We start from the raw sequence: 19,662 nt of genomic DNA, 5'->3' as shown, positions 1-19,662 counted from the left end.
TTATTATGAAATCATACATTCCCGTATTGCTGCTGCTTGTTATTACAACCGGTTGCAAAAAATACCTCGACGAAAAACCCGATAAAAGATTGCAGTTGCCCAATTCTATTGAAGCGGTGCAGGGCCTGCTGGATTTTGATTACACGATGAATACACAAAACCCATCTGCCGGTGAGATCAGCGCCGACAATTATTATGTAACGGATGCCGTATATAATGCACTCAGCAGCCAGGCAATACGTAATACTTATTTGTGGCAGGATGATATTACAGTGAATGAATCTCCCAATCATTGGTCCAGGTTGTTTGATGTGGTAACAGTTGCCAATGTTTGCCTGGAAAGCCTGCAAAAAATTGAGCCCACTGCACAAAACCAGGCCGCCTGGAATAATGCAAAGGGATCGGCTTTTTTGTTCAGGGCAAAATCCTGGTTAACTGCTATTGGTTACTGGACGAAAGCTTACGATAAAAACACAGCCACAACAGAAATGGGTATCCCTTTACGAATGAATTCAGATTATGAAATGAAAAGCACCAGGGCGAGCCTGCAACATAGTTATGAGCAGGTAATCAGCGATCTGAAAGAAAGCGCACCACTGCTGCCGCTATACCCGGCACATGTAATGCGCCCTTCCAAAGGCGCAGCTTATGGTTTGCTGGCCCGTACATATCTGCTGATGAATAATTATGACAGCGCTGCCGTTTATGCAGATAAATATTTAGCCATCAACAGTACCCTGCTTAATTACAATACGCTGTCATCAGCTGCTGCCTACCCCTTTCCTGTTTACAATGCAGAAGTTTCCATGCATAGCATCATTTTTACCCCCACCATTCTATCCATTACAAGGGCTATCGTGGATTCAAACCTCTACCGGTCTTACGATGTGAACGATCTGCGCAAAACCTTGTTCTTTAAATCACTTGGTAACGGTAATTATAGTTTCCGCGGCAGCTACAACCAGGCCAGTTCGTTTTTTAATGGCGTGGCCACAGATGAGATCTATTTAATTAAATCAGAATGCCTGGCCCGGTCAGGAAAATTAAGCGAAGGACTAACGGTATTGAATACACTGTTACAAACCCGGTGGAAGACAGGTACTTTTATACCTTTCAGTGTTGCAGGAACTGTACCGGTATTACAATTGATATTGAATGAACGGAGGAAGGAACTGCCCTTCCGCGATCTTCGCTGGATGGATATTAAGCGGTTAAACCTCGAACCCGATTTCCGGGTAACGATTACGAGAAAGCTCAACGGGGTGGTGTATACATTGCCGCCCGGCGATAATCGCTTTGCGTTGCCCATACCTGCCAGTGCAATAGCCTTAAACGGTATGCAGCAAAATCCGCGGTAAAATAAAAAGGGATCGCAACTGCGATCCCTTTTTATTTTCATCATGGTTCCACTTTCCAGTGATCTATAATTACCTGGCTGCTCGAACGTACGTTTAACGTGCCGCCGGGAAACTGTGGATGATTATTGACATCAGGTGCAAAACTGGTTTCAATAAAGCATACCATTTCGGGAGCATCATCATTACAATCGTTTGTACTGCTCGCCGCAATGTAATTAGCCGCCAGGTTTTCTCCAGTTACGGCGCTTCCGGTATACTTGTAAGTATACTGCAGCGTTGTAACTTTTGGAGCGGTGGTAAAAGCGGCAAAGCCGGCTGCCAGCATTAATGCTGCAATACCAAAAAACATCTTTTTCATGATTTTTTATTTTAAAATTTTATAAAATTCACTAGTGCGATAGCCAGTTTCTTTTTTAACTGTTCAATGCACTAATATTTGCCTACTCTGTTGAAGGTTTTCGGCTTACTCCCTTTTTATGCGCATAATTTATTTTATAGTACAAGGCCCATGTGGCCAGTAATAAAAACGAAATATTAAAATACAGGTGCTGTTTCCAGCTCATTTTACTTATTACACCTCCGCAACTGCAGGGAATGTGTTTGCCGGATAGTATCACCATAACATAGACCGTAAAAAACAACATGGCAGCAACCGATAACCAAAGACCTGCCTGTTTAAACCTTTCTGTCACCAGTAAAAAAGCGATCAGTAATTCAGCAACAGGTACGGCCATGGCGGCAAAATGAGTTATCAGGTATGGCATATCCAATTGTTCCAGTTGCGTCAAAAATTTTTCATGCCCTGTCAATTTGGAAGTACCGGTATATGCAAAGAGCAGGATCAGCAGCAGCGGTATAAGTTGCAGTGCAGTAAACCGGGATATATTTTTAGCGTATAACATCAGGCAGGCACTTTTAAATCCTGGTATAAAATTATCCTACCCCTTTCCTTTTATTGCGCTCTTTATACTGAATTTAAAAGGTGAATTCTCACTGCATAAACAGCGGTTTTTCACTCAACCCGTAGCGTAAAAAAATGATAGTTTCAATCCGTATTTTATTATACAGGAAGCTTCCCGGTATTTATTTAAAATAGTAAGCTATGCAGGATACAGTAATCATCCCAATTGTTCATACGCTAATCATCGACGATCACCAGTTATTGCGGCAGGGCCTTAAAGCGGTACTGCATTCTTTTAAAAAGCAGATCGATTTCCGGGTACATGAGTTTGATTGCGGCGAAAAAGCTCTCCACCATCTTAGTAATACAGAAGCAGAACTGGTTATCATCGATCATACTATGGAAGGCATCAATGGCGCAGTAACCATTGAACGTATGCGCCGTTTCAGGCCACAGGTAAAATTTTTGGCACTATCTAACTATAACGATTACATGGTAATTGATTCAATGATGCAGGCCGGGGCCTTGGGCTATGTTTTAAAAAGTGTGGGAGCGCAGGAATTACTCACCGCCATCAGGTCGGTACTGGCAGGTAAAAAATATTTCTGCAGCGAAGTAGCCCTTGTAATGATCGCTGCCGCAGAAGATCGTACTACCTCTGAGCAGTTAGGCCGCTACAAAATATCAGAAAGAGAGTTAGAAGTGTTGTTATTGATCGTACAGGGTTTCACCAATGTTCAGATCGCCGAAAAACTTTTCCTTAACCGGCGCACTATTGATACCCACCGTCAAAACCTGTTACAGAAAATGAAGGTAAATAATACAGCGGCGCTGGTAAGGCTGGCTTTGCAAATGGGGTTGGTTAAATAACCCTTGCTGACACTTTATAAATATTTATTACCATAAAAGAAAAAGGACAAACCAATAATTAGGTTTGTCCTTTTGTTGGTGCTCCCAGAAGTACAATTCTCGAACCATTTTATACCGGATTTGAAGAGGCTTGCTAATTTAATAATCAGGCAACTGCCTGATACTAAAATAAATATGGGTGCCATTTTCACCTAAGCGCTTTACATTTTGTCCTTAACTTCAACTAGGATAATAATTGCCTTGATTATCTTCAATTATTAGGTTTTTCTGTCATTTTGAAACATTCTTTGAAACTGTGCTATTTAAATAAATTCTAAAATTTTGTCCACTTTTAAAATTTCAATCGTCATTAGTTTATAACAACCCAAAATTATAGCTAATGGAAAAATTTATTTTCTTATTTAGAGGTAGTGAGGTGTATGAACCAAGTCAACCCCCGGAAGCTTTACAAGCCCTTACAGTAAAGATGCTAGATTGGGTTGCCGACCTTATCAAAAAAGGTAAACATGTATCAAGTGAAAAGTTGAAACGAGCGGGAAAAAAGGTTAATGGTGCAATGAAAATTGTAAATGACAATCCTTTTGAGGCTCAGGAAATTATTGGAGGCTGTACCATTGTACTGGCTAAAGATTTTGATGAGGCTGTTGAAATCGCTAAAGCATGTCCAATCTTACATACAAATGCAACTATCGAAATTCGGCAAATTCAAAGCGTCTAAAAAAAAAAGAAAATAATATGGGTAGAATAATAGTTTTAATCAGCACAACGCCAGATGGTTTTGCAGATTCTCGAAATGTAATTATAGAACCTGATTTTTTTGAATTCACACATTCGCTGTTATCGCATTCAGATGCAGTTGTATTTGGACGAAAAACATTTGAACAGTTTCAGGACAGGTGGATTGAAAGGCTGCAAGATGAAACTAGTCCTGACTGGATAAAGAAAATGGCTCAGTCGCTGCATGACATACAAAAGATTGTGTTTTCATCTACATTGAAAACTACCAGATGGAACAATTCGACAATCGCAACTGAACTCGATATCGCTTATATTAAATCCTTTAAAAAAGAGCATAAAGGGGGCTTACTTACTTTTGGCAGCCTGAGTATCATTGAATCATTAATACAAATGAATGTAGTAGATGATTATTATTTCAATATTCAGCCAATCATTCCTGGTAAAGGTGAAGCCCGTTTTTTTAATAGCTTGAATCTGGATAAGCCGTGTTCACTTAAATATGTAGCTTACAGAGAATTAAGTTCTGGTGCTCATATTATTCACTATCAAAATGCAGATAGCATTCAAAACATTTAACCGTTTTAAAAAATTTTAAAAATAAAAAATGAAAGATTTCTTATTGATATACAGAACAGACGAAAATACTATGAAGGCCATCTCGCTGAGGTCTCCTGAAGAAATGCAAACCAATATGAACCGTTGGATGGACTGGATAGGAGGTATTGCCGCACAAAATAAATTAACTGACCGGGGAAACAGGTTAACGCCACAGGGAAAAGTTGTAAAGACCAACAATGTAGTTACTGATGGCCCTTATACGGAAATAAAGGAATTTATAGTTGGCTACAGTATTGTAAAAGCTGCTTCTATTGAAGAGGCCGCAGAGCTGGCAAAAGGATGCCCGGTATTAGCAATTGGGGGAACCGTGGAAGTAAGAGAGATAAGTGTGATATAAGCATAACTTTTAAAAGCAATGAATGCCTTTGTATTTTTACGGCGGCATTTTTTATGAAGCAACCAGATATCATTCCGCATTTATTCAGAACAGAATATAGAAAAATAGTTTCTGTATTGAGTAAATTATTTGGTATTGAAAACATTGAAGCTGCAGAAGATATTGTAAGCGATACCTTTCTTTCCGCATCTGAATTATGGGGTTTGAAAGGCTTGCCCGAAAACCCAACAGCCTGGCTTTATACAGTTGCCAAAAATAGAACAAAGGATTATTTAAAACGTAATGCACTTTTTTCAAAAAATATTTCCAAAGAAATAAAATACAGCTCTACAGTTTCAGAAGAAATAGAAATCGATTTATCGGTTAAAAATATTAATGACAGCCAGCTGGCAATGATGTTTGTTGTTTGTGATCCTTGCAACAGCGCGGAAACGCAAATTAGTTTAGTGTTAAATATGCTTTGTGGTTTTGGCGTTGATGAAATAGCCACTGCCTTTTTAACAAACAAAGAAGTTATTTACAAACGACTGCAACGCGGTAAAGAAAAACTCAGGCACGAAAAAATTAAAATAGAGCAGCCCGCCCTAGCTGAGATAAATGAACGCCTGCCTGCTGTGTTGATGGCTTTGTACCTGCTTTTTAATGAGGGTTATTTTTCTTTAAACCAAGACATTTCTTTACGTAAAGACCTTTGCCTGGAAGCAATGCGGTTAACTTGCCTGCTGGTTGAAAATAAAAAGACCAATACACCGCCTGCGAATGCATTGCTTTCTTTAATGTATTTTCATGCATCAAGATTTGATGCAAGGTTAAATCAAAATGGTGAGGTTATTTTATATGATAACCAGGATACCCGCTTATGGAACCAGGACCTCGTTAGCAAAGGCGCATATTTTTTAAACCAGGCTTCGCAGGGCAATACGCTTTCGAAATATCATTTGGAAGCCGGCATCGCTTATTGGCATACCACTACAACTGACTCCAAAGAGAAATGGCATCATATTTTACAACTGTATAACCACCTGCTCGTTATTGAATATTCGCCCGTGGCAGCATTAAACAGAACCTATGCGCTTGCAAGGGCAAAAGGGAAAATGGAAGCCATTACAGAAGCAGAAAAAATAAACCTTACCGGAAATTATTTATACCATTCTTTATTAGGAGAGCTTTATAACGGTATTGACTATGTTAAAGCAATTGGGCATTTGGAACATGCTTTAACACTGGCAAAATCAACAACGGATAAAACGTTTATCTTTAGCAAAATACTTCACTGCAGGCAGCAGGAAAATAACAGCTGAGATTATTATCGGCCGCAAGGCCAGGCACTGTCAGCTTATTGCTTCCTTGTTATACTTCTCTTTATACTCAACCGGCGACATGCCCGTTACTTTTCTAAAAACTTCTCTAAACGCTTTATCATCCGAGTAGCCTACTTCATCCATTACTTCATTTACATTTTTCCTGCCCTTTTCTAACGTGCTTTTAGCCACTTCTACTTTTACCCGCTGTAAATATTCTACGGGTGTATTACCAGTGGCTTTTATAAAACGCCTGTCAAAAGTCCTCCTGCTGGTGGCCAGTTTTGAGGCAAGTTCTTCAAAGGAAATCTTTTCACTTAGGTTTTCCTCGATATAATTCTGCGCTTCGCATATCATCTCATCACCATGATTTTTTTGCGCCTGGAAAATAAAAAAAGGTGATTGGGATGTTCTGTCCATATCAATCTGGAAGATCTTTGAACAGTAAATCGCTGTAGGCCTGTCAAAATATTTTTCTACCAGAAGAAGCACCAGGTTTAAAAAGGAGTAGGCGCCGCCGTTAGTGTATATGCCTTTATCAACCGCAATCAACTTGTCGGTCTGTAAATTAATATCGGGAAAAAGTTTCCTGAATTTATCCGCTACATTCCAGTGAGTAGAACATGTCTTTCCCTCCAGCAACCCCGTAGCTGCCAATAAAAATGCACCCGAACACATGGTTGCTATTTCAGCCCCGTTTTTATATTGTTCTTTTATCCAGTTAATCAATTCAGCATTATCACTAATCAAACTATCATCGTAAGAAACAGAAGGTATTATCAGGAGGTCTGTTTTCTTAATGGTTAAAATATCTGCCGGGTGAATAGAGAAAAAACCGGCATCCAGTTTTTGTTCTGTTACAAACCCGGCTATAGAAATTTCCAATACCGGCCTGTGCCCCATTCTTCTCCAATGTGCTTTTGCACCATTTAAAATTTCATAGGAGCCTGCTATACTGCTCAGGTTTGATTTGCCTTGCGGAACTACGATGGTTACGTGCTTCATTGCAATTATTTTTTGCACAAAGGTAGTATGAGATGATGTCCAAATCAACCCGGCAAAAAGTCCATTTCACACCGTTTTACTGCCTTGGTAAGACTTTAATTTTGTTTTACAATTCTGAAAGTTTACTCACTTAAAAAAATATAACTATGATATTGTTGAACAAAATAGCCATCATTTACGGAGCCGGGGGAGCAGTGGGAAGTACGGTTGCCGAAACTTTTGCACGGGAAGGAGCAAAGGTTTTTCTCACCGGTCGTAATAAAGCAGTTATTGATAAACTGGCCGATAAAATTAATGCCGGTGGCGGCTTTGCTGAAGCCGCCCAGGTTGACGCACTTGATGAAAAAGCAATAGAGCATCATCTCCAGATGGTAATAGAAAAAACAGGAGCTGTCGATATTTCCTTCAATGCAGTTGGGCTACGTAATACCAAACTGCAGGGTGTCCCGTTGGTTGACCTTGAACTGGAACAATTCATGGCGCCCGTTTTATCACATATACAGTCTAATTTTTTAACAGCCCGCCTTGCAGGCAGGTATATGAATAAAAAAGGTGCTGGGGTAATCATGACCGTTACTTCCATTCCATCCCGTGTAGCCATACCGCTTATGGGAGGCGTAGCGGTAGCAATGGCGGCAGAAGAAGCTTTAATCAGGAATCTTTCTGCAGAGTTTGGTCCGCATGGTGTTAGAGTATTAGGACTTCGTCCACAGGGTATGTATGACAGTGATACGATCAAAGAAGTACACGGTCTTCATGCGAATGCTTATGGTATTACCCGTGAACAATTCCGGGGCATGATTGAACAGCAAAATCATCTTAAGCGTTCTCCCTCCTTACAGGAAATGGCAGAAGTTGCTGCCTTCATGGCTTGCGGCCATGCAAGTGCTATGGCCGGTACCATTGTGAATATGAGTTTTGGTGCTATCGCGGATTAGAAGAAAAAGATGGCAAAATAAATAAGCCGACAGCAGTGATACATTAAAAAAGTGCCGCTTGACAATAATAAAATAAAGGATACAATGAAAAGATTAGACAACAAAGTTGCCGTAATTACGGGTGGTAATAGCGGTATTGGTTTCGCTACAGCGCAGGAATTTATCAAAGAAGGTGCAAAAGTTCTTATCACAGGAAAAAGTGAGCAACTTGTTGCAGAAGCAGCAAATCAATTAGGAGCAATCGGTATAATGTCCGACCAGTCGAAACTTTCTCATATAGATGATTTAATTGACAACAGCAGGAAACAACTGGGTAAAGTTGATATTCTCGTTATCAATGCAGGAATATTTTCAGTGGTCCCTTTTGAAGCGGTATCAGAAGAAAATTATGATTTTATTCTCAATGTAAATCTTAAAGGCGTATTCTTCACACTTCAAAAATTTCTGCCGATCCTTAATAACAATGCTTCTGTTATTCTAATTTCTGCATTAGGAGCTACAACGGCATCAGTTGAAGGTACATCAGTTTACAATAGTACACGGGCAGCTGTAAATTCTTTAACCCGTAGCCTAAGTTTTGAATTGGCACCTAAAGGAATAAGAGTAAATGCAGTAAGCCCAGGACCAATCGAAACACCCATTTTCGAAAAAATTGGTTTGCCTATGACGCAGCTGGCTCCTATGGCAAAAGCAATACAACACCGGGTTCCACTAAAACGATTGGGATCTGCTGCTGATGTTGCAAAACTCATCCTGTTTATTGCTTCTGATGAAGCCTCGTTCATTACAGGTGCTGAATATGCAATTGATGGTGGCATAAGTCATATTCCTACTATGTCATAACTGTAAAATAAATTTCATTAGTAAATAGAAAAATAATAGATCATGGAACAAAAAGTCATTTTAATAACAGGAACAAACAGCGGCTTTGGCTGGCTGGCCGCCAACAGCTGTGCAGCTTTAGGGCATACTGTATATGCCACTATGCGTGACACAAAAGGCCGTAATGCAGAAAAAGCAAAAGCTTTAACACAACAGGCAAACATACAGGTAGTGGAGATGGATGTAACAGACGGGAAATCTATTACTGATGCCATTGCAACCATTATTAAAAAAGAAGGCAGGATTGATGTGGTGGTAAACAATGCCGGCATCTATGCTGTTGGCATTGCTGAATCATTTACAGAAGAAGATTTAGACAATATACTGAATGTGGATGTAGCAGGCCCCTGGAGAATTATAAGGGCAGCCTTACCTCATATGCGTACGCAGGGAGATGGCTTGATCATTAATATTTCCAGCGTGGCAGGCCGGTTTTCTTTTCCTTTTCAAACGCCATATAACACAGCCAAGTTTGCGATAGAAGGTTTAACAGAAGGCTTACACTATGAAACAAAACAATTAGGCATAGACGTAGTGCTGATTCAACCCGGTGCATTTCCAACGGAGATATTCGGAAAAACAGCCACAGGTTCTGATACTTCGGTATTGGAAGGATATGGAGATTTGGCAAAAGTGCCCGAACAGATTGGCGCAGGTATCAGCCAAATGTTTGAAGCCTTAAAACCAGATCCTCAATTGGTTGCCGATGCCATTGTAAAACTGATTGATACACCCAAAGGCAAAAGGCCTTTAAGAACAGTTGTTGATCCGGTTACCGGTTCATTTTCTGAAATAGCCAACACAAAAGTGAAAGAGCAGTTCGGGCACTTTTTGACTGCTTTTGGCATGAAGGAAATGTTGGGTTGATTTTTAATGCCAAAGAAATTTAAAACTAATCATTATAAGAATCGCATAGTTATTCAACAAACAAAATCATTCAAAAGATAAAACGAATATTATGACAACGCAGGATTTTACAACTACTTTTTTAGTAAACAAAACACCGGAAGAAATATACAATGCCATTAACAATCCCCTTGCCTGGTGGTCAACTGAGATAGAGGGTAATACCAACAGGGTTAATGATGTTTTTGACTATCATTTTGAGGATATCCATAAGTGTAAAGTAAAAGTACTGGAACTGGTTCCGAATAAAAAAGTGGTATGGCAAATACTTGAAAATGATTTCAATTTTACACAGGATAAAACCGAATGGGTGAATACTACAATTGTATTTGATATATCCAAACAAGGAGATAAAACCCAGCTCACTTTTACCCATATAGGTTTAGTGCCCGAATATGAGTGCTATGAGGCCTGCAATCAAGGCTGGACACACTACATACAAAGCAGCTTAAAAAAATATATAACCTCAGGGGAAGGTGAACCGAATAAAACGGGTGCGCCACAAACTGAAACTGAGAAAAAATTGAAAGAGTCCGGGGTAATATAAGGTAAGCTGGCAGCTGCCTTACTGCAGCATTAATGCAACAATGTACACGATCGCATAAACAAACTAAAACAGGTAATATGGAAAAGAAAAAAAGTTTTACAACATCAATCCTGGTGGATCAATCAGCAGCAGAAGTATTTAAAGCAATCAATAATACCCGCGGCTGGTGGCAGGGTGAATTTACCGGCAACACAGATAAACTAAATGAAGAGTTTACCTATGAAGTACCCGGTGTTCATTTTTCAAAACAAAAAGTAATTGAATTAATACCTGGCAAAAAAGTAGTATGGCTGGTCACAGAAAGCAATTTGAGTTTTGTTGCTAAAAAAGACGAATGGACGAATACTACATTACAATTTGATATTAGTACGGAAGGCAAAAAAACAAAGGTCACTTTTACTCATTACGGGCTGGTACCAACATTTGAATGTTATGGTGGCTGCGCAGGAGCATGGGGTGATTTGATAGAGCAGAGCCTGCTTAGCTTTATTACAACAGGCAAAGGCGTAAAAGTATTTTAAAATAAAATTAAAAGTCATGACAGATATCAAACACAAATTGGTAATAAACAGTACCGCGGATAATATTTACAATGCCATCACAACCCAACAGGGTTTAGAAAACTGGTGGGCCAAACAAACCGTTGCAAAACCGGAAATAGGTTTTGTAAATGTGTTTGTTTTCGGCACAGTAAAAAATGAGATGAAGATTTCTACTCTTGTTCCCAATAAAAAAGTGGAATGGGAAATCATCGCTTCTACAGGCGAGTGGGTAGGCACCACTATTTCTTTTGAACTGGAGGCAAAGGATAATAATAAAACCATTGTACGTTTTGACCATAACGGCTGGCGGGCTGTTACAGACCTCTATGCTGAGTGCAACTATACCTGGGCCCGTTTTATGATGAGTTTAAAATCCTATTGCGAAACAGGTACAGGATCACCTTCTTAAAAAATAAAAAATCACTACAATGACTACACAACAAATTGCAGTTCGGTTTAATGAACTTGCACAACAGGAAAAATGGTTTGACATACAGGATGAATTTTTCGCAGATAATGTAATCAGTATAGAACCTCCACATGCTCCCCATTTAAAAAATGCCGAAGGAAAAGGACCGGTACGGCAAAAAGGCGAAGCATGGGTAAGCAAAATAACCGCGTTGCACGGAACATACACAACCGCTCCCGTGGTTGCCGGTAATCATTTTTCAATAGGCAGGGGAATGGATATTGAGGTGGAAGATATCGGAAGGGTAAAAATGGATGAAGTGATTGTTTACGAGGTAAAAGATGGTAAAATTATTTCAGAACAGTTTTTTTACTAACCCGGTTATCGCCGGCTACAATGCCGCTGGCTTTAAACAGGAACAACACCTAAAGTAAATGAATACACGAAAATTAAATATGCAGGTAGGTATTATTGGCGCAGGCAACATGGGTAGTATGCTGGCAGAATATTTTGCATGGCTGGGTTGTCAAGTCTCCATTACCAATTCCCGCGGACCGGCAACACTTGCTGCCTATGCTTTTCAAAAAAAAGGTATTACTGCCGTAACGCTGGAAGAAGTGATACGGGAAAAACAAATCATCATTATTGCATTGCCCGTAAAAGCTGTTGTAAAACTTCCACTCCATTTTTTATCGGGGGTTGAAAAAAATGTTATGGTGATTGATACCTGTAATTATTTTCCCACGGTACGTGACCCTTTAATACCCGACATAGAAAATGGGCTAACAGAAAGCGAATGGGTATCGCAGCAATTGGGACACCCGGTAATAAAAGCATTTAATTGCATGACTGCTTTGAGTTTTGCTACGCGTGGGCTGCCGGAAAATACAACAGGGCGTTTGTGCATGCCCGTTGCCGGCGATGACAATGCGCATAAAGACAGGCTGTCGGAAATAATAAACGCTTTTGGTTTTGATACAATAGATGCAGGACCTTTATCCAACTCGTGGAAGTTGCAACCAGGGGCGCCTGCTTATTGCGCAGATACTGGTAAAGAAACAATCACCAACTTACTGCAGCAGTCGGATTATTCTATGATAAAAGAATACCGGCATAAAATGATGCAGGGTGCCGCTGCTGCCATACAACAATTTGGATCGCTGGAAGCGGCTGTAGCGCAGACCGGCCGGCCCGAAAAACTTACTTATTTAAAAACTACTTAATGTCCCACTACGAAACATTTTATGAATTACATCATAGGGAAACACCCTTCATTCTTGCCAATGCATGGAATGTAAAAAGTGCGCAGGTAATTGAAGCAAATGGTTATAAAGCAATCGGTACATCAAGCGGTGCTATTTCCAATTCATTGGGATATGAAGACGGCGAAAAAATGCCCTTTAGTGAACTGCTTTATATGATACAAAGAATAAAAGCCGGCACAAATATTCCTTTGTCAGTTGACCTGGAGAGAGGATATACAGATGACCTGCAAGAGTTAACCGGCAATATCCAACAGCTTGTGGATATTGGCGTAGCCGGCATTAACCTGGAAGATGCGCAGGGGGAAGACATCTATTTAAAAAAACTGTCCGCTATAAAAAACCATTTGGTAAAAAACAATCAACAGCTTTTCATCAATGCAAGAACAGACGGTTTTTTATTAAAGGTTAACGCACCGCTTGAAACAACCATAAAAAGAGCAAAGCTTTATAAGGATGCCGGGGCGGATGGTTTATTTGTAACGGCGGTTTCGGATCCTGTTGTTATTAAAGCCATCGCTTCAGCTGTTCAACTGCCTTTAAATGTAGTGGGTACACCCAAACTTTCTTCTATACCATCATTGGCAGCCTGTGGCGTAAAAAGGATTAGTATGGCTGTTTTTTTATACAAGGCATCCTATAATCAGTTGGATAAACTGGTGAAGAAAGTTAGTACGCAGCAATCATTTGACGCGCTGTTTTAAAGCAGTGTTTTTACATCAATAGTAAGAGAGGTTTCTATGCAACAGGTACGCCAAAAATTTATACCAACAGATCAATGAATACCGCCATAAAAAATCATGAAAGACCAATAGTTGTACTGGGAGCTTCCGGCAGGGTGGGCAATGTTGTTGCCCGCCATTTGCTTGACAAAGGAATTGCCGTACGGGCCGTAGCAAGGCATACAGAAAAATTAAAGCCCCTGGAAGAAAAGGGCGCTGAGATATGGACAGGTGCCATAGAAGAGCAGGATTTTATGAACACCGTTTTTACAAATGCTAAAGCGGCATTTATACTTACGCCCGGGGACACTGCTTCGCCAGATCTGCACGAAGAACAACGAAAAAACAATGAACATATAGTAACAGCCATCAAACATGCCGGTATAACGCACGTAGTTTTTTTAAGTAGCTGGGGTGCGGAACTCGCCGAAAAATCGGGCACCATTTACGGTTGTTATTTAATGGAGCAATTACTCAATCAAATAACAGGTTTACATGTAGTACACCTGAGAGCCGTATGGTTTATGGACAACTTTATTTACAACATTGGCTTAATAAAAATGGCAGGGATTAACGGGCTTTCAATAGATGCTGATTTTTCATTTCCCTGTATTGATAGTAAAGACATTGGTGTAGTGGCTGCCCATTATCTTTCTGTGCTTGATTTTACAGGCAAAAACATACACTATTTGCAGGGACCAAGAGATTACTCCATGAAAGAGGTTACTAAAATATTAGGTACAGCTATTGGCAAACCTTCGTTAAAATACATAAAGTTTCCAAAGTCTGTAATGATACAGGGACTTAAAAGTTCCGGAACCATCTCCGCCAATGTTGCTCAATTGTTAGTAGAAACAAATGAAAAGATTAATGCTTCCAAAGTTCATGGAGAAATTCGTACAGCAGCAAATACAACTACCACTACATTGGAGGAATTTGCCAAAAACAAATTTCTACCGGCCTATAATAATGAGAAAAAACCTTCATTTTTTTCAAAGCTACAGGGCGCTTTTTTAAGGTTGTATCTTTCTTTAACAGCCAACAATGCATGAACAAAATCAATTGCATAATTTATGAATCAATACCAGCTTGCAGAAATTAATATTGCCCGCATGAAAGGCATCAATATCAACGACCCGGTTATGAAAGAGTTTGTTGATAATTTAGATGCTGTAAATGCGCTTGCAGAGAACAGTCCCGGGTTTATCTGGCGCTTTAAAGATGACAGTAATAACGCGACAGCTTTCAATCCCTTTAATGACGAACAAGTTATTATTAATATTTCTGTTTGGGAAGATATAGAGACGCTCCGGGATTTTATGTACAACACATGGCATGCCGATTTTATGAAGCGGCGCAGGGAATGGTTTCATCGTTTTGGAAAATTGTATACCGCCATGTGGTGGACACCTGCAGGTAAATTTCCCACTGTGGAGGAAGCCATTGATAACCTGGATTACCTGCAGAAAAACGGCGCTACTGAAAAAGTGTTTGACTTTAAAAACATATTCAATGCTCCGGTTGCAACATGGAAATAGTTATATTCTTATACAACGGTGTTACTGCTTTGGATGCCATCGGGCCTTATGAAGTACTGAGCAAATTACCAGGAGCCAATGTAAAATTTGTAGCGGAAGAAAAAGGTGTTATCGTTTCTGATAACCATTTTTTAAAATTAATTGCCGAATATGATATTTCAGAAATTTCAACAGCAGATATTTTACTTATACCCGGCTCTGTTATTGGTTTTGTAAGAGAAATAAAAAAAGAAACCATTAAAGCATGGATACGAAAGATTCATGAAAGCACTATCTGGACGGCAAGTGTTTGCACCGGATCTTTCATATTAGCAGCTGCAGGGCTCCTGGCAGGTTTACAAGTTGCTACACACTGGGCCGCATTACATTTATTAAGGGAGTATGGCGCCATTCCTTCCAACAAAAGATTTATACAGGAAGGTAAAATTATTACTGCACAAGGTGTTTCGGCGGGCATTGATATGGCTTTGTATATCGCATCGCAGATTGCAGGCATTGATGAAGCAAGATCTTATCAGCTACTGATTGAATATTTTCCTGAACCGCCTTTGGGTATTAATTTAATAGAAGATACACCTCAAGAGATTTATACAATGGCAAAAAAAGTAATGAATGTAGATATTAAAAAAGACTTGTCCTTTACGGACTTTGCAAAAAATCTGCCAGCCTTAATGAAATTTAGAGGCAGAAACATACTGTCTTAAATGAAATGAACCACACTTTAAGCAATAGCTTCTATATTATATTCACCCCAATACTCAATTGTTGACAAATTGCATTTTTTAAACACTTCCTTGAAAGCCTTCACATCAGAACAGACCACATCATACATTAGTTTGTCAACTGTTTTCCGGCTTGTTCCTGAAGACTTCTTTTGCAGTTTCAACGTTTACTTTAAAAAACGAAAAAAAACAAATTTGTAACAAAAAAATATTGCTGAACAATTCAGAAATTATATTAAAAGCAAGGAAGATTTAAGGAAACATCCACCACTTACCATCCAATCACTTAAAACATTTACTCAATGCGAAAATTATATAGACGAAGAAGCGACATTTAAGCTGAAATATTATAATAATATACCCCATATTTTAAGGGATCTTAAACTTTTGGAAGATGGTGTCCATGCAATTTTCGAGCTAGTAAATTAATTTATTATTCCTAATAAGTTTTATAAAAGCAACCTATTATATATTTTAATTAAAAGCTAATAAAAAATTATGTCTTGGAGTCTATAATTTGCTTTAGAGTTTAGTAATTATTTCAATGAAACAATATCACCGGCAGACGCAATAAAGTATTTACCGTTGTTTTCCACCTTGAACCTATTTCCATTTACAAAATAGATCAGTTCGTACATAATAACCGCATCCGACGGTAGTTGAATACCAGTTCCGATCCACCTCTTTTGCTCATTTTCTACAGAAGGTACCAGTTCAGCGACAAATTCAGAATAAGGCTCTTTACTGTTTGCGATCCGGTATCTTACCAACATTTTCTCAATTGCTTGTACCGAGTTCACCTGGATATTTAATACAGAGGATAATTGGTCGTTAGTGTTATTAATTTCCACTGATAAAACCTGCAGATCATTTTCGGCGATCCGGAAATGAAAATTCTTCCCGAAGTCACTATCAAATTCCATTTGACCTGATGAAGTGGTCATTTCCACCCAGGCACTGATCTCTTCTGTGCCTACAGGTATAACGAAAGTACCCGATAACATGCTCCCGGTTCCGTCTATACGTTCCACTAGGTTTTCAAGCCTGCCTGTTTCTGATACAAGTGGTATTGCAATGGTTGCTCCTGATGGTTCAAATACCAGGTTTGCCTTAAAATGAAAACCCGGGTCTGACAGTTGTTGCGCTGCTGGTTTTCCCGCCACCAGGCGCAGGGGATCATAAGCTATTCTTGATTCTTTTTCTTCTGAGAGCTTTCCCCGGATGATTTCATGAAAGTCTGCTGTAAATATGATATGTCCCATAGTTGTATCTTATTTGTTATTTTAAAAATCAGCCTCCACCCGGAGCACTGCCGCATTATCGAATAGTTTTACAAATGTAATCCCGATATTGCTGTTCCAGTAATAACTATTTTGTTGTGACTGCTGGAGTGCTGCAGGGAAGAAAACATTCGGGATATTGTTTCCGTCTATTGAGACCTGCTTTGGTGCTTCGGTACCGAGGAATGCTATGAAATAGTAATTCTCATCCGGCGTATAATTGTCGGTCAATCTTGTAAATGTTGCTCTCCTTGTATTCGCGGATTGCTGCTGATCGATCTGTACGTACCGGTATTTATTCTCCAGCTCTGCCTCTGTACTGATCCCATCGTCAAGGTAAAGTTTATAGCTGCTGTCCTTGCCCGGGTAAATATTTATCGTCAACGGATTCACCTTCAGTTCTCCCACATATTGTTCCAGTTCCCGCGTGGGAATGATTGCCCCCTCCCTGACGTAAAGGGGTACCCTATCCAGTCCTGCAAAATAACCGGTCACTAGTGTACCACCTGGCACAGAAGATTCAAGGGGATATTTATTATCCATGAAGGAATACCAGTTGCTGCCGGAAGGCAGGTATACGTCCCGCAAAGGAACTGTTGGTGCAGCAAGGGATTCATGCTGCGTCAATACAGGTGCCACCAGCAGATCTTTGCCCACAAAGAACTGGTCGTCCAGGTGACCATATACTCCCTGGTCATGGCCGTCGTTGAGGAATAGTGCCCTTGCTACTGGCATACCGCTCAGTTTCCACTCGTATAGAGCGTCATAGAAGAGCTGCAACAGTCTATAGCGCAATTCTATGTATTTACGACAGTTGGTTGGTACCGGCTCCCCATAGGCATAAATTTCCTGGAACTGTTTGTTGTAGCCATTGTAATGATTACGGAACCAGGGTAAAAATGCCCCGAGCTGCACCCATCTTGTCAGCAGTTCATAATTGGTGATACCACCCACTATCTTGCCGTTCTGCGCAAAAAAGTCGGTGGTGGTTCCTGCAGGATCTGAGGATACTGCAAAACCGCCAATATCGCAACCACTCAGAGGCACGCCAGATAAACCGATATTGAGTACTTCGGGAATATTGATGCGCAAAAAATCCCAGCTGGAGGCAGAATCCCCGGTCCATAAAGCGGCATAACGCTGCATTCCTGCGTAACCGCCCCGGGCAATAATAAAGGGTCTTTTGTTTGGTCTCAATTTTTTCAGTCCACCATTGGTAGCGTTCAGCAAATTAAGTGCATAAGCATTGTGGATCTTCGCGTGTGGCACAAAGTTACCCTGCCCATTATCCTCCTGCAGATCCAGGGGGAAAGTATTCTGGGGCTTATTCAATATCGCGGGATCGGTCATATCCTGCCAGATCATGTCCATCCCCACTTCGTTGATCAGGTGCTGGTACTGCTCTCCCCATTTTTCCCGCACTTCCTTCCGGCTGAAGTCCGGGTAATTGCCTGCAGCACCCAAGGGTACCAAGCCATCATTATTGGGATGAGAGGGAAATACCGGGAAGGGATTGGTACCGGGATTCACACCGTAGGAAACCGTTCCTTCATAGAGCGCCGGATCCGGTGCCTGACCCGCTCTTGTATTGAAAATCAAGCCGTTTATCGACAGCATTGCTTCCCGCTGCGTGTAGGGCACGGGGTTGCCCGTTTCGTCCAATGGGTAATCGTTCATTAATGGCGTAATATTCGTACTGCATTTAAAACCGGCAACATGTAAGCCATTCATCAGTTGTGCGACGTTCGGAAACTTGATATTGCTGCTGGTGAATGTGCGGTAGTTATTCTGGAAGTCCACATCGATATGAAGGCCGTCAATCGGAATTTTTGCATTGCGGTAGGCAGTTGCCACTGCAGAAAGGATCGTACTATTGTAATAACCATAGCCACCCTGGTGATAGCCAAGTATATATCGGGGTGGCATAGGTGCAGTTCCCGTGAGTGTGGTATATTGCTGTAATACCCCTGCAGCGTCATCACCGTAAAAAAAATAATAATCCATATCGCCATAAAGCGCACCGTAATAATATTTTCCGAACATATTTGAGTAATCACTGGCCCCGATATTGAAATAAGACTGGGAAGGATTATCAAAGAAAATACCATAGGCATAAGATGGTCCGATGTATTCATCCAGCGGCTGCGGATTTATTTCCAGCAACAGGGGAATGGAAACATATAATGGTTCCGCCGGGTTCAAAGGGCCTCCTTGCGTACCGGAAGGAATGATACCCGAACCGTAAATGTAATTATCAAAATTAAAGAAGGTCATCGTGTAATTGTTCTTCAGCAGGCTGCTGCCGGCTTTTTCACCAAAACCACAATACCTGGCATTTGCAGGATAGGCTTTGAAATTAGCCACCACTTCCTGGCCGGGGATATACACCATATTATAGGAAGGCATGTCCTGGCTGATCAGTTGGCTGCCCCTATAGACTTTTACCTGGTATGGTTTTAAAAATATACAGATGCGTAACTGCGGTGTTTTGATCTCCAGCATGTCAGGCGTTGAGCCACTAGTGTCAATCACTACCTGGCCTAAGTTGCGATTAATCACCGCTACCGATGTTTCCACCGCGTAATTAAAGTTGGGCGCAGGGTTAAATCTTATGCGGAATGATACAGCAGATAATACAGAGACGATCAATTTTAAAGCAGGATCGTTTTCCAATTGCAGTGTAAACACATTGCCTGATTGCGTATATCCGCTGATGTTACCAACCGGTGTCCATTGCCCTGCATTAGGTGTGAACTCGTTCACGTTAACGAATTTGTATGCCATAG

At 40.5% G+C, this 19,662-nt stretch carries 23 protein-coding genes; 18 read left to right on the top strand and 5 right to left on the bottom strand.

Annotated elements, in window-relative coordinates:
* Window positions 1-5: 5 nt before the first annotated feature.
* Window positions 6-1,358, top strand: a complete 1,353-nt coding sequence (locus tag QM738_RS14140; protein ID WP_462277375.1) for a RagB/SusD family nutrient uptake outer membrane protein — start codon at window positions 6-8, stop codon at window positions 1,356-1,358.
* A 40-nt stretch (window positions 1,359-1,398) separates the two neighbouring features.
* Here the strand turns inward: QM738_RS14140 and QM738_RS14135 are convergent, their stop codons facing one another.
* Both QM738_RS14135 and QM738_RS14130 read right to left on the bottom strand, forming a co-directional pair.
* Window positions 1,399-1,716 (bottom strand): hypothetical protein, encoded by a 318-nt coding sequence (locus tag QM738_RS14135; RefSeq protein WP_462277374.1) that lies wholly within the window; start codon window positions 1,714-1,716, stop codon window positions 1,399-1,401.
* 82 nt (window positions 1,717-1,798) lie between these two features.
* Entirely contained in the window at window positions 1,799-2,260 is a 462-nt protein-coding gene (locus QM738_RS14130; protein WP_462277373.1) for a MauE/DoxX family redox-associated membrane protein, read from the bottom strand.
* Between the two features lie 200 nt (window positions 2,261-2,460).
* On the opposite strand from QM738_RS14130, the gene QM738_RS14125 reads away from it, so the two are divergent.
* The 5 genes from QM738_RS14125 (at window position 2,461) to QM738_RS14105 (ending at window position 6,123) form a co-directional block, all read left to right on the top strand.
* Window positions 2,461-3,129 (top strand): response regulator, encoded by a 669-nt coding sequence (locus QM738_RS14125; protein ID WP_462277372.1) that lies wholly within the window; start codon window positions 2,461-2,463, stop codon window positions 3,127-3,129.
* Between the two features lie 379 nt (window positions 3,130-3,508).
* Window positions 3,509-3,847, top strand: a complete 339-nt coding sequence (locus tag QM738_RS14120) for a YciI family protein (RefSeq protein ID WP_462277371.1) — start codon at window positions 3,509-3,511, stop codon at window positions 3,845-3,847.
* Between the two features lie 17 nt (window positions 3,848-3,864).
* Window positions 3,865-4,443, top strand: a complete 579-nt coding sequence (locus QM738_RS14115) for a dihydrofolate reductase family protein (RefSeq protein ID WP_462277370.1) — start codon at window positions 3,865-3,867, stop codon at window positions 4,441-4,443.
* 28 nt (window positions 4,444-4,471) lie between these two features.
* Entirely contained in the window at window positions 4,472-4,822 is a 351-nt protein-coding gene (locus QM738_RS14110; RefSeq protein ID WP_462277369.1) for a YciI family protein, read from the top strand.
* Between the two features lie 53 nt (window positions 4,823-4,875).
* On the top strand, window positions 4,876-6,123 hold the full coding sequence (locus QM738_RS14105; RefSeq protein WP_462277368.1) for an RNA polymerase sigma factor: 1,248 nt from the start codon (window positions 4,876-4,878) through the stop codon (window positions 6,121-6,123).
* 30 nt (window positions 6,124-6,153) lie between these two features.
* On the opposite strand, the gene QM738_RS14100 is transcribed toward QM738_RS14105, so the two are convergent.
* Window positions 6,154-7,128, bottom strand: coding sequence for a GlxA family transcriptional regulator (locus tag QM738_RS14100; protein WP_462277367.1), 975 nt, complete (start codon window positions 7,126-7,128; stop codon window positions 6,154-6,156).
* A 146-nt stretch (window positions 7,129-7,274) separates the two neighbouring features.
* On the opposite strand from QM738_RS14100, the gene QM738_RS14095 reads away from it, so the two are divergent.
* The 12 genes from QM738_RS14095 (at window position 7,275) to QM738_RS14040 (ending at window position 15,578) form a co-directional block, all read left to right on the top strand.
* The gene (locus QM738_RS14095) at window positions 7,275-8,066 is read left to right on the top strand and encodes an SDR family NAD(P)-dependent oxidoreductase (protein WP_462277366.1); all 792 of its coding nucleotides are present in this window, start codon (window positions 7,275-7,277) and stop codon (window positions 8,064-8,066) included.
* An 84-nt stretch (window positions 8,067-8,150) separates the two neighbouring features.
* Entirely contained in the window at window positions 8,151-8,909 is a 759-nt protein-coding gene (locus QM738_RS14090; RefSeq protein ID WP_462277365.1) for an SDR family oxidoreductase, read from the top strand.
* Between the two features lie 42 nt (window positions 8,910-8,951).
* Window positions 8,952-9,815, top strand: coding sequence for an SDR family oxidoreductase (locus QM738_RS14085; RefSeq protein WP_462277364.1), 864 nt, complete (start codon window positions 8,952-8,954; stop codon window positions 9,813-9,815).
* A gap of 91 nt (window positions 9,816-9,906) precedes the next feature.
* On the top strand, window positions 9,907-10,401 hold the full coding sequence (locus QM738_RS14080) for an SRPBCC family protein (protein WP_462277363.1): 495 nt from the start codon (window positions 9,907-9,909) through the stop codon (window positions 10,399-10,401).
* 77 nt (window positions 10,402-10,478) lie between these two features.
* Window positions 10,479-10,922: an SRPBCC family protein gene (locus QM738_RS14075; RefSeq protein ID WP_462277362.1), complete on the top strand. Its 444-nt coding sequence runs from the start codon at window positions 10,479-10,481 to the stop codon at window positions 10,920-10,922.
* A gap of 16 nt (window positions 10,923-10,938) precedes the next feature.
* Window positions 10,939-11,352 (top strand): SRPBCC family protein, encoded by a 414-nt coding sequence (locus QM738_RS14070; RefSeq protein ID WP_462277361.1) that lies wholly within the window; start codon window positions 10,939-10,941, stop codon window positions 11,350-11,352.
* A gap of 19 nt (window positions 11,353-11,371) precedes the next feature.
* Complete coding sequence (locus QM738_RS14065) at window positions 11,372-11,728, top strand: SnoaL-like domain-containing protein (RefSeq protein WP_462277360.1); 357 nt, start codon at window positions 11,372-11,374, stop codon at window positions 11,726-11,728.
* A 58-nt stretch (window positions 11,729-11,786) separates the two neighbouring features.
* On the top strand, window positions 11,787-12,575 hold the full coding sequence (locus QM738_RS14060) for an NADPH-dependent F420 reductase (protein WP_462277359.1): 789 nt from the start codon (window positions 11,787-11,789) through the stop codon (window positions 12,573-12,575).
* Window positions 12,575-13,318, top strand: a complete 744-nt coding sequence (locus QM738_RS14055) for an isocitrate lyase/PEP mutase family protein (protein ID WP_462277358.1) — start codon at window positions 12,575-12,577, stop codon at window positions 13,316-13,318. The genes QM738_RS14060 and QM738_RS14055 overlap by 1 nt, the downstream gene beginning before the upstream one ends.
* Window positions 13,319-13,392: 74 nt before the next feature.
* Window positions 13,393-14,388, top strand: a complete 996-nt coding sequence (locus QM738_RS14050) for an NmrA family NAD(P)-binding protein (protein ID WP_462277357.1) — start codon at window positions 13,393-13,395, stop codon at window positions 14,386-14,388.
* A gap of 21 nt (window positions 14,389-14,409) precedes the next feature.
* Window positions 14,410-14,874, top strand: a complete 465-nt coding sequence (locus tag QM738_RS14045) for a DUF3291 domain-containing protein (protein WP_462277356.1) — start codon at window positions 14,410-14,412, stop codon at window positions 14,872-14,874.
* Window positions 14,865-15,578 carry a DJ-1/PfpI family protein gene (locus QM738_RS14040; RefSeq protein WP_462277355.1) on the top strand — a complete coding sequence of 238 codons (714 nt, stop codon included), beginning with the start codon at window positions 14,865-14,867 and terminating at the stop codon, window positions 15,576-15,578. Before QM738_RS14045 ends, QM738_RS14040 begins: the two co-directional genes overlap by 10 nt.
* Before the next feature lie 554 nt (window positions 15,579-16,132).
* On the opposite strand, the gene QM738_RS14035 is transcribed toward QM738_RS14040, so the two are convergent.
* Window positions 16,133-16,858: a DUF6209 family protein gene (locus QM738_RS14035; protein ID WP_462277354.1), complete on the bottom strand. Its 726-nt coding sequence runs from the start codon at window positions 16,856-16,858 to the stop codon at window positions 16,133-16,135.
* Between the two features lie 21 nt (window positions 16,859-16,879).
* Window positions 16,880-19,660 (bottom strand): glycoside hydrolase family 31 protein, encoded by a 2,781-nt coding sequence (locus QM738_RS14030; RefSeq protein WP_462277353.1) that lies wholly within the window; start codon window positions 19,658-19,660, stop codon window positions 16,880-16,882.
* Window positions 19,661-19,662 lie beyond the last annotated feature (2 nt).

It is taken from the genome of Ferruginibacter sp. (assembly GCF_049840995.1).
Classification (GTDB): domain Bacteria; phylum Bacteroidota; class Bacteroidia; order Chitinophagales; family Chitinophagaceae; genus Ferruginibacter.
Note: the sequence above shows the minus strand (reverse complement) of the source record. Positions and strands in the feature narration are given on the sequence as shown.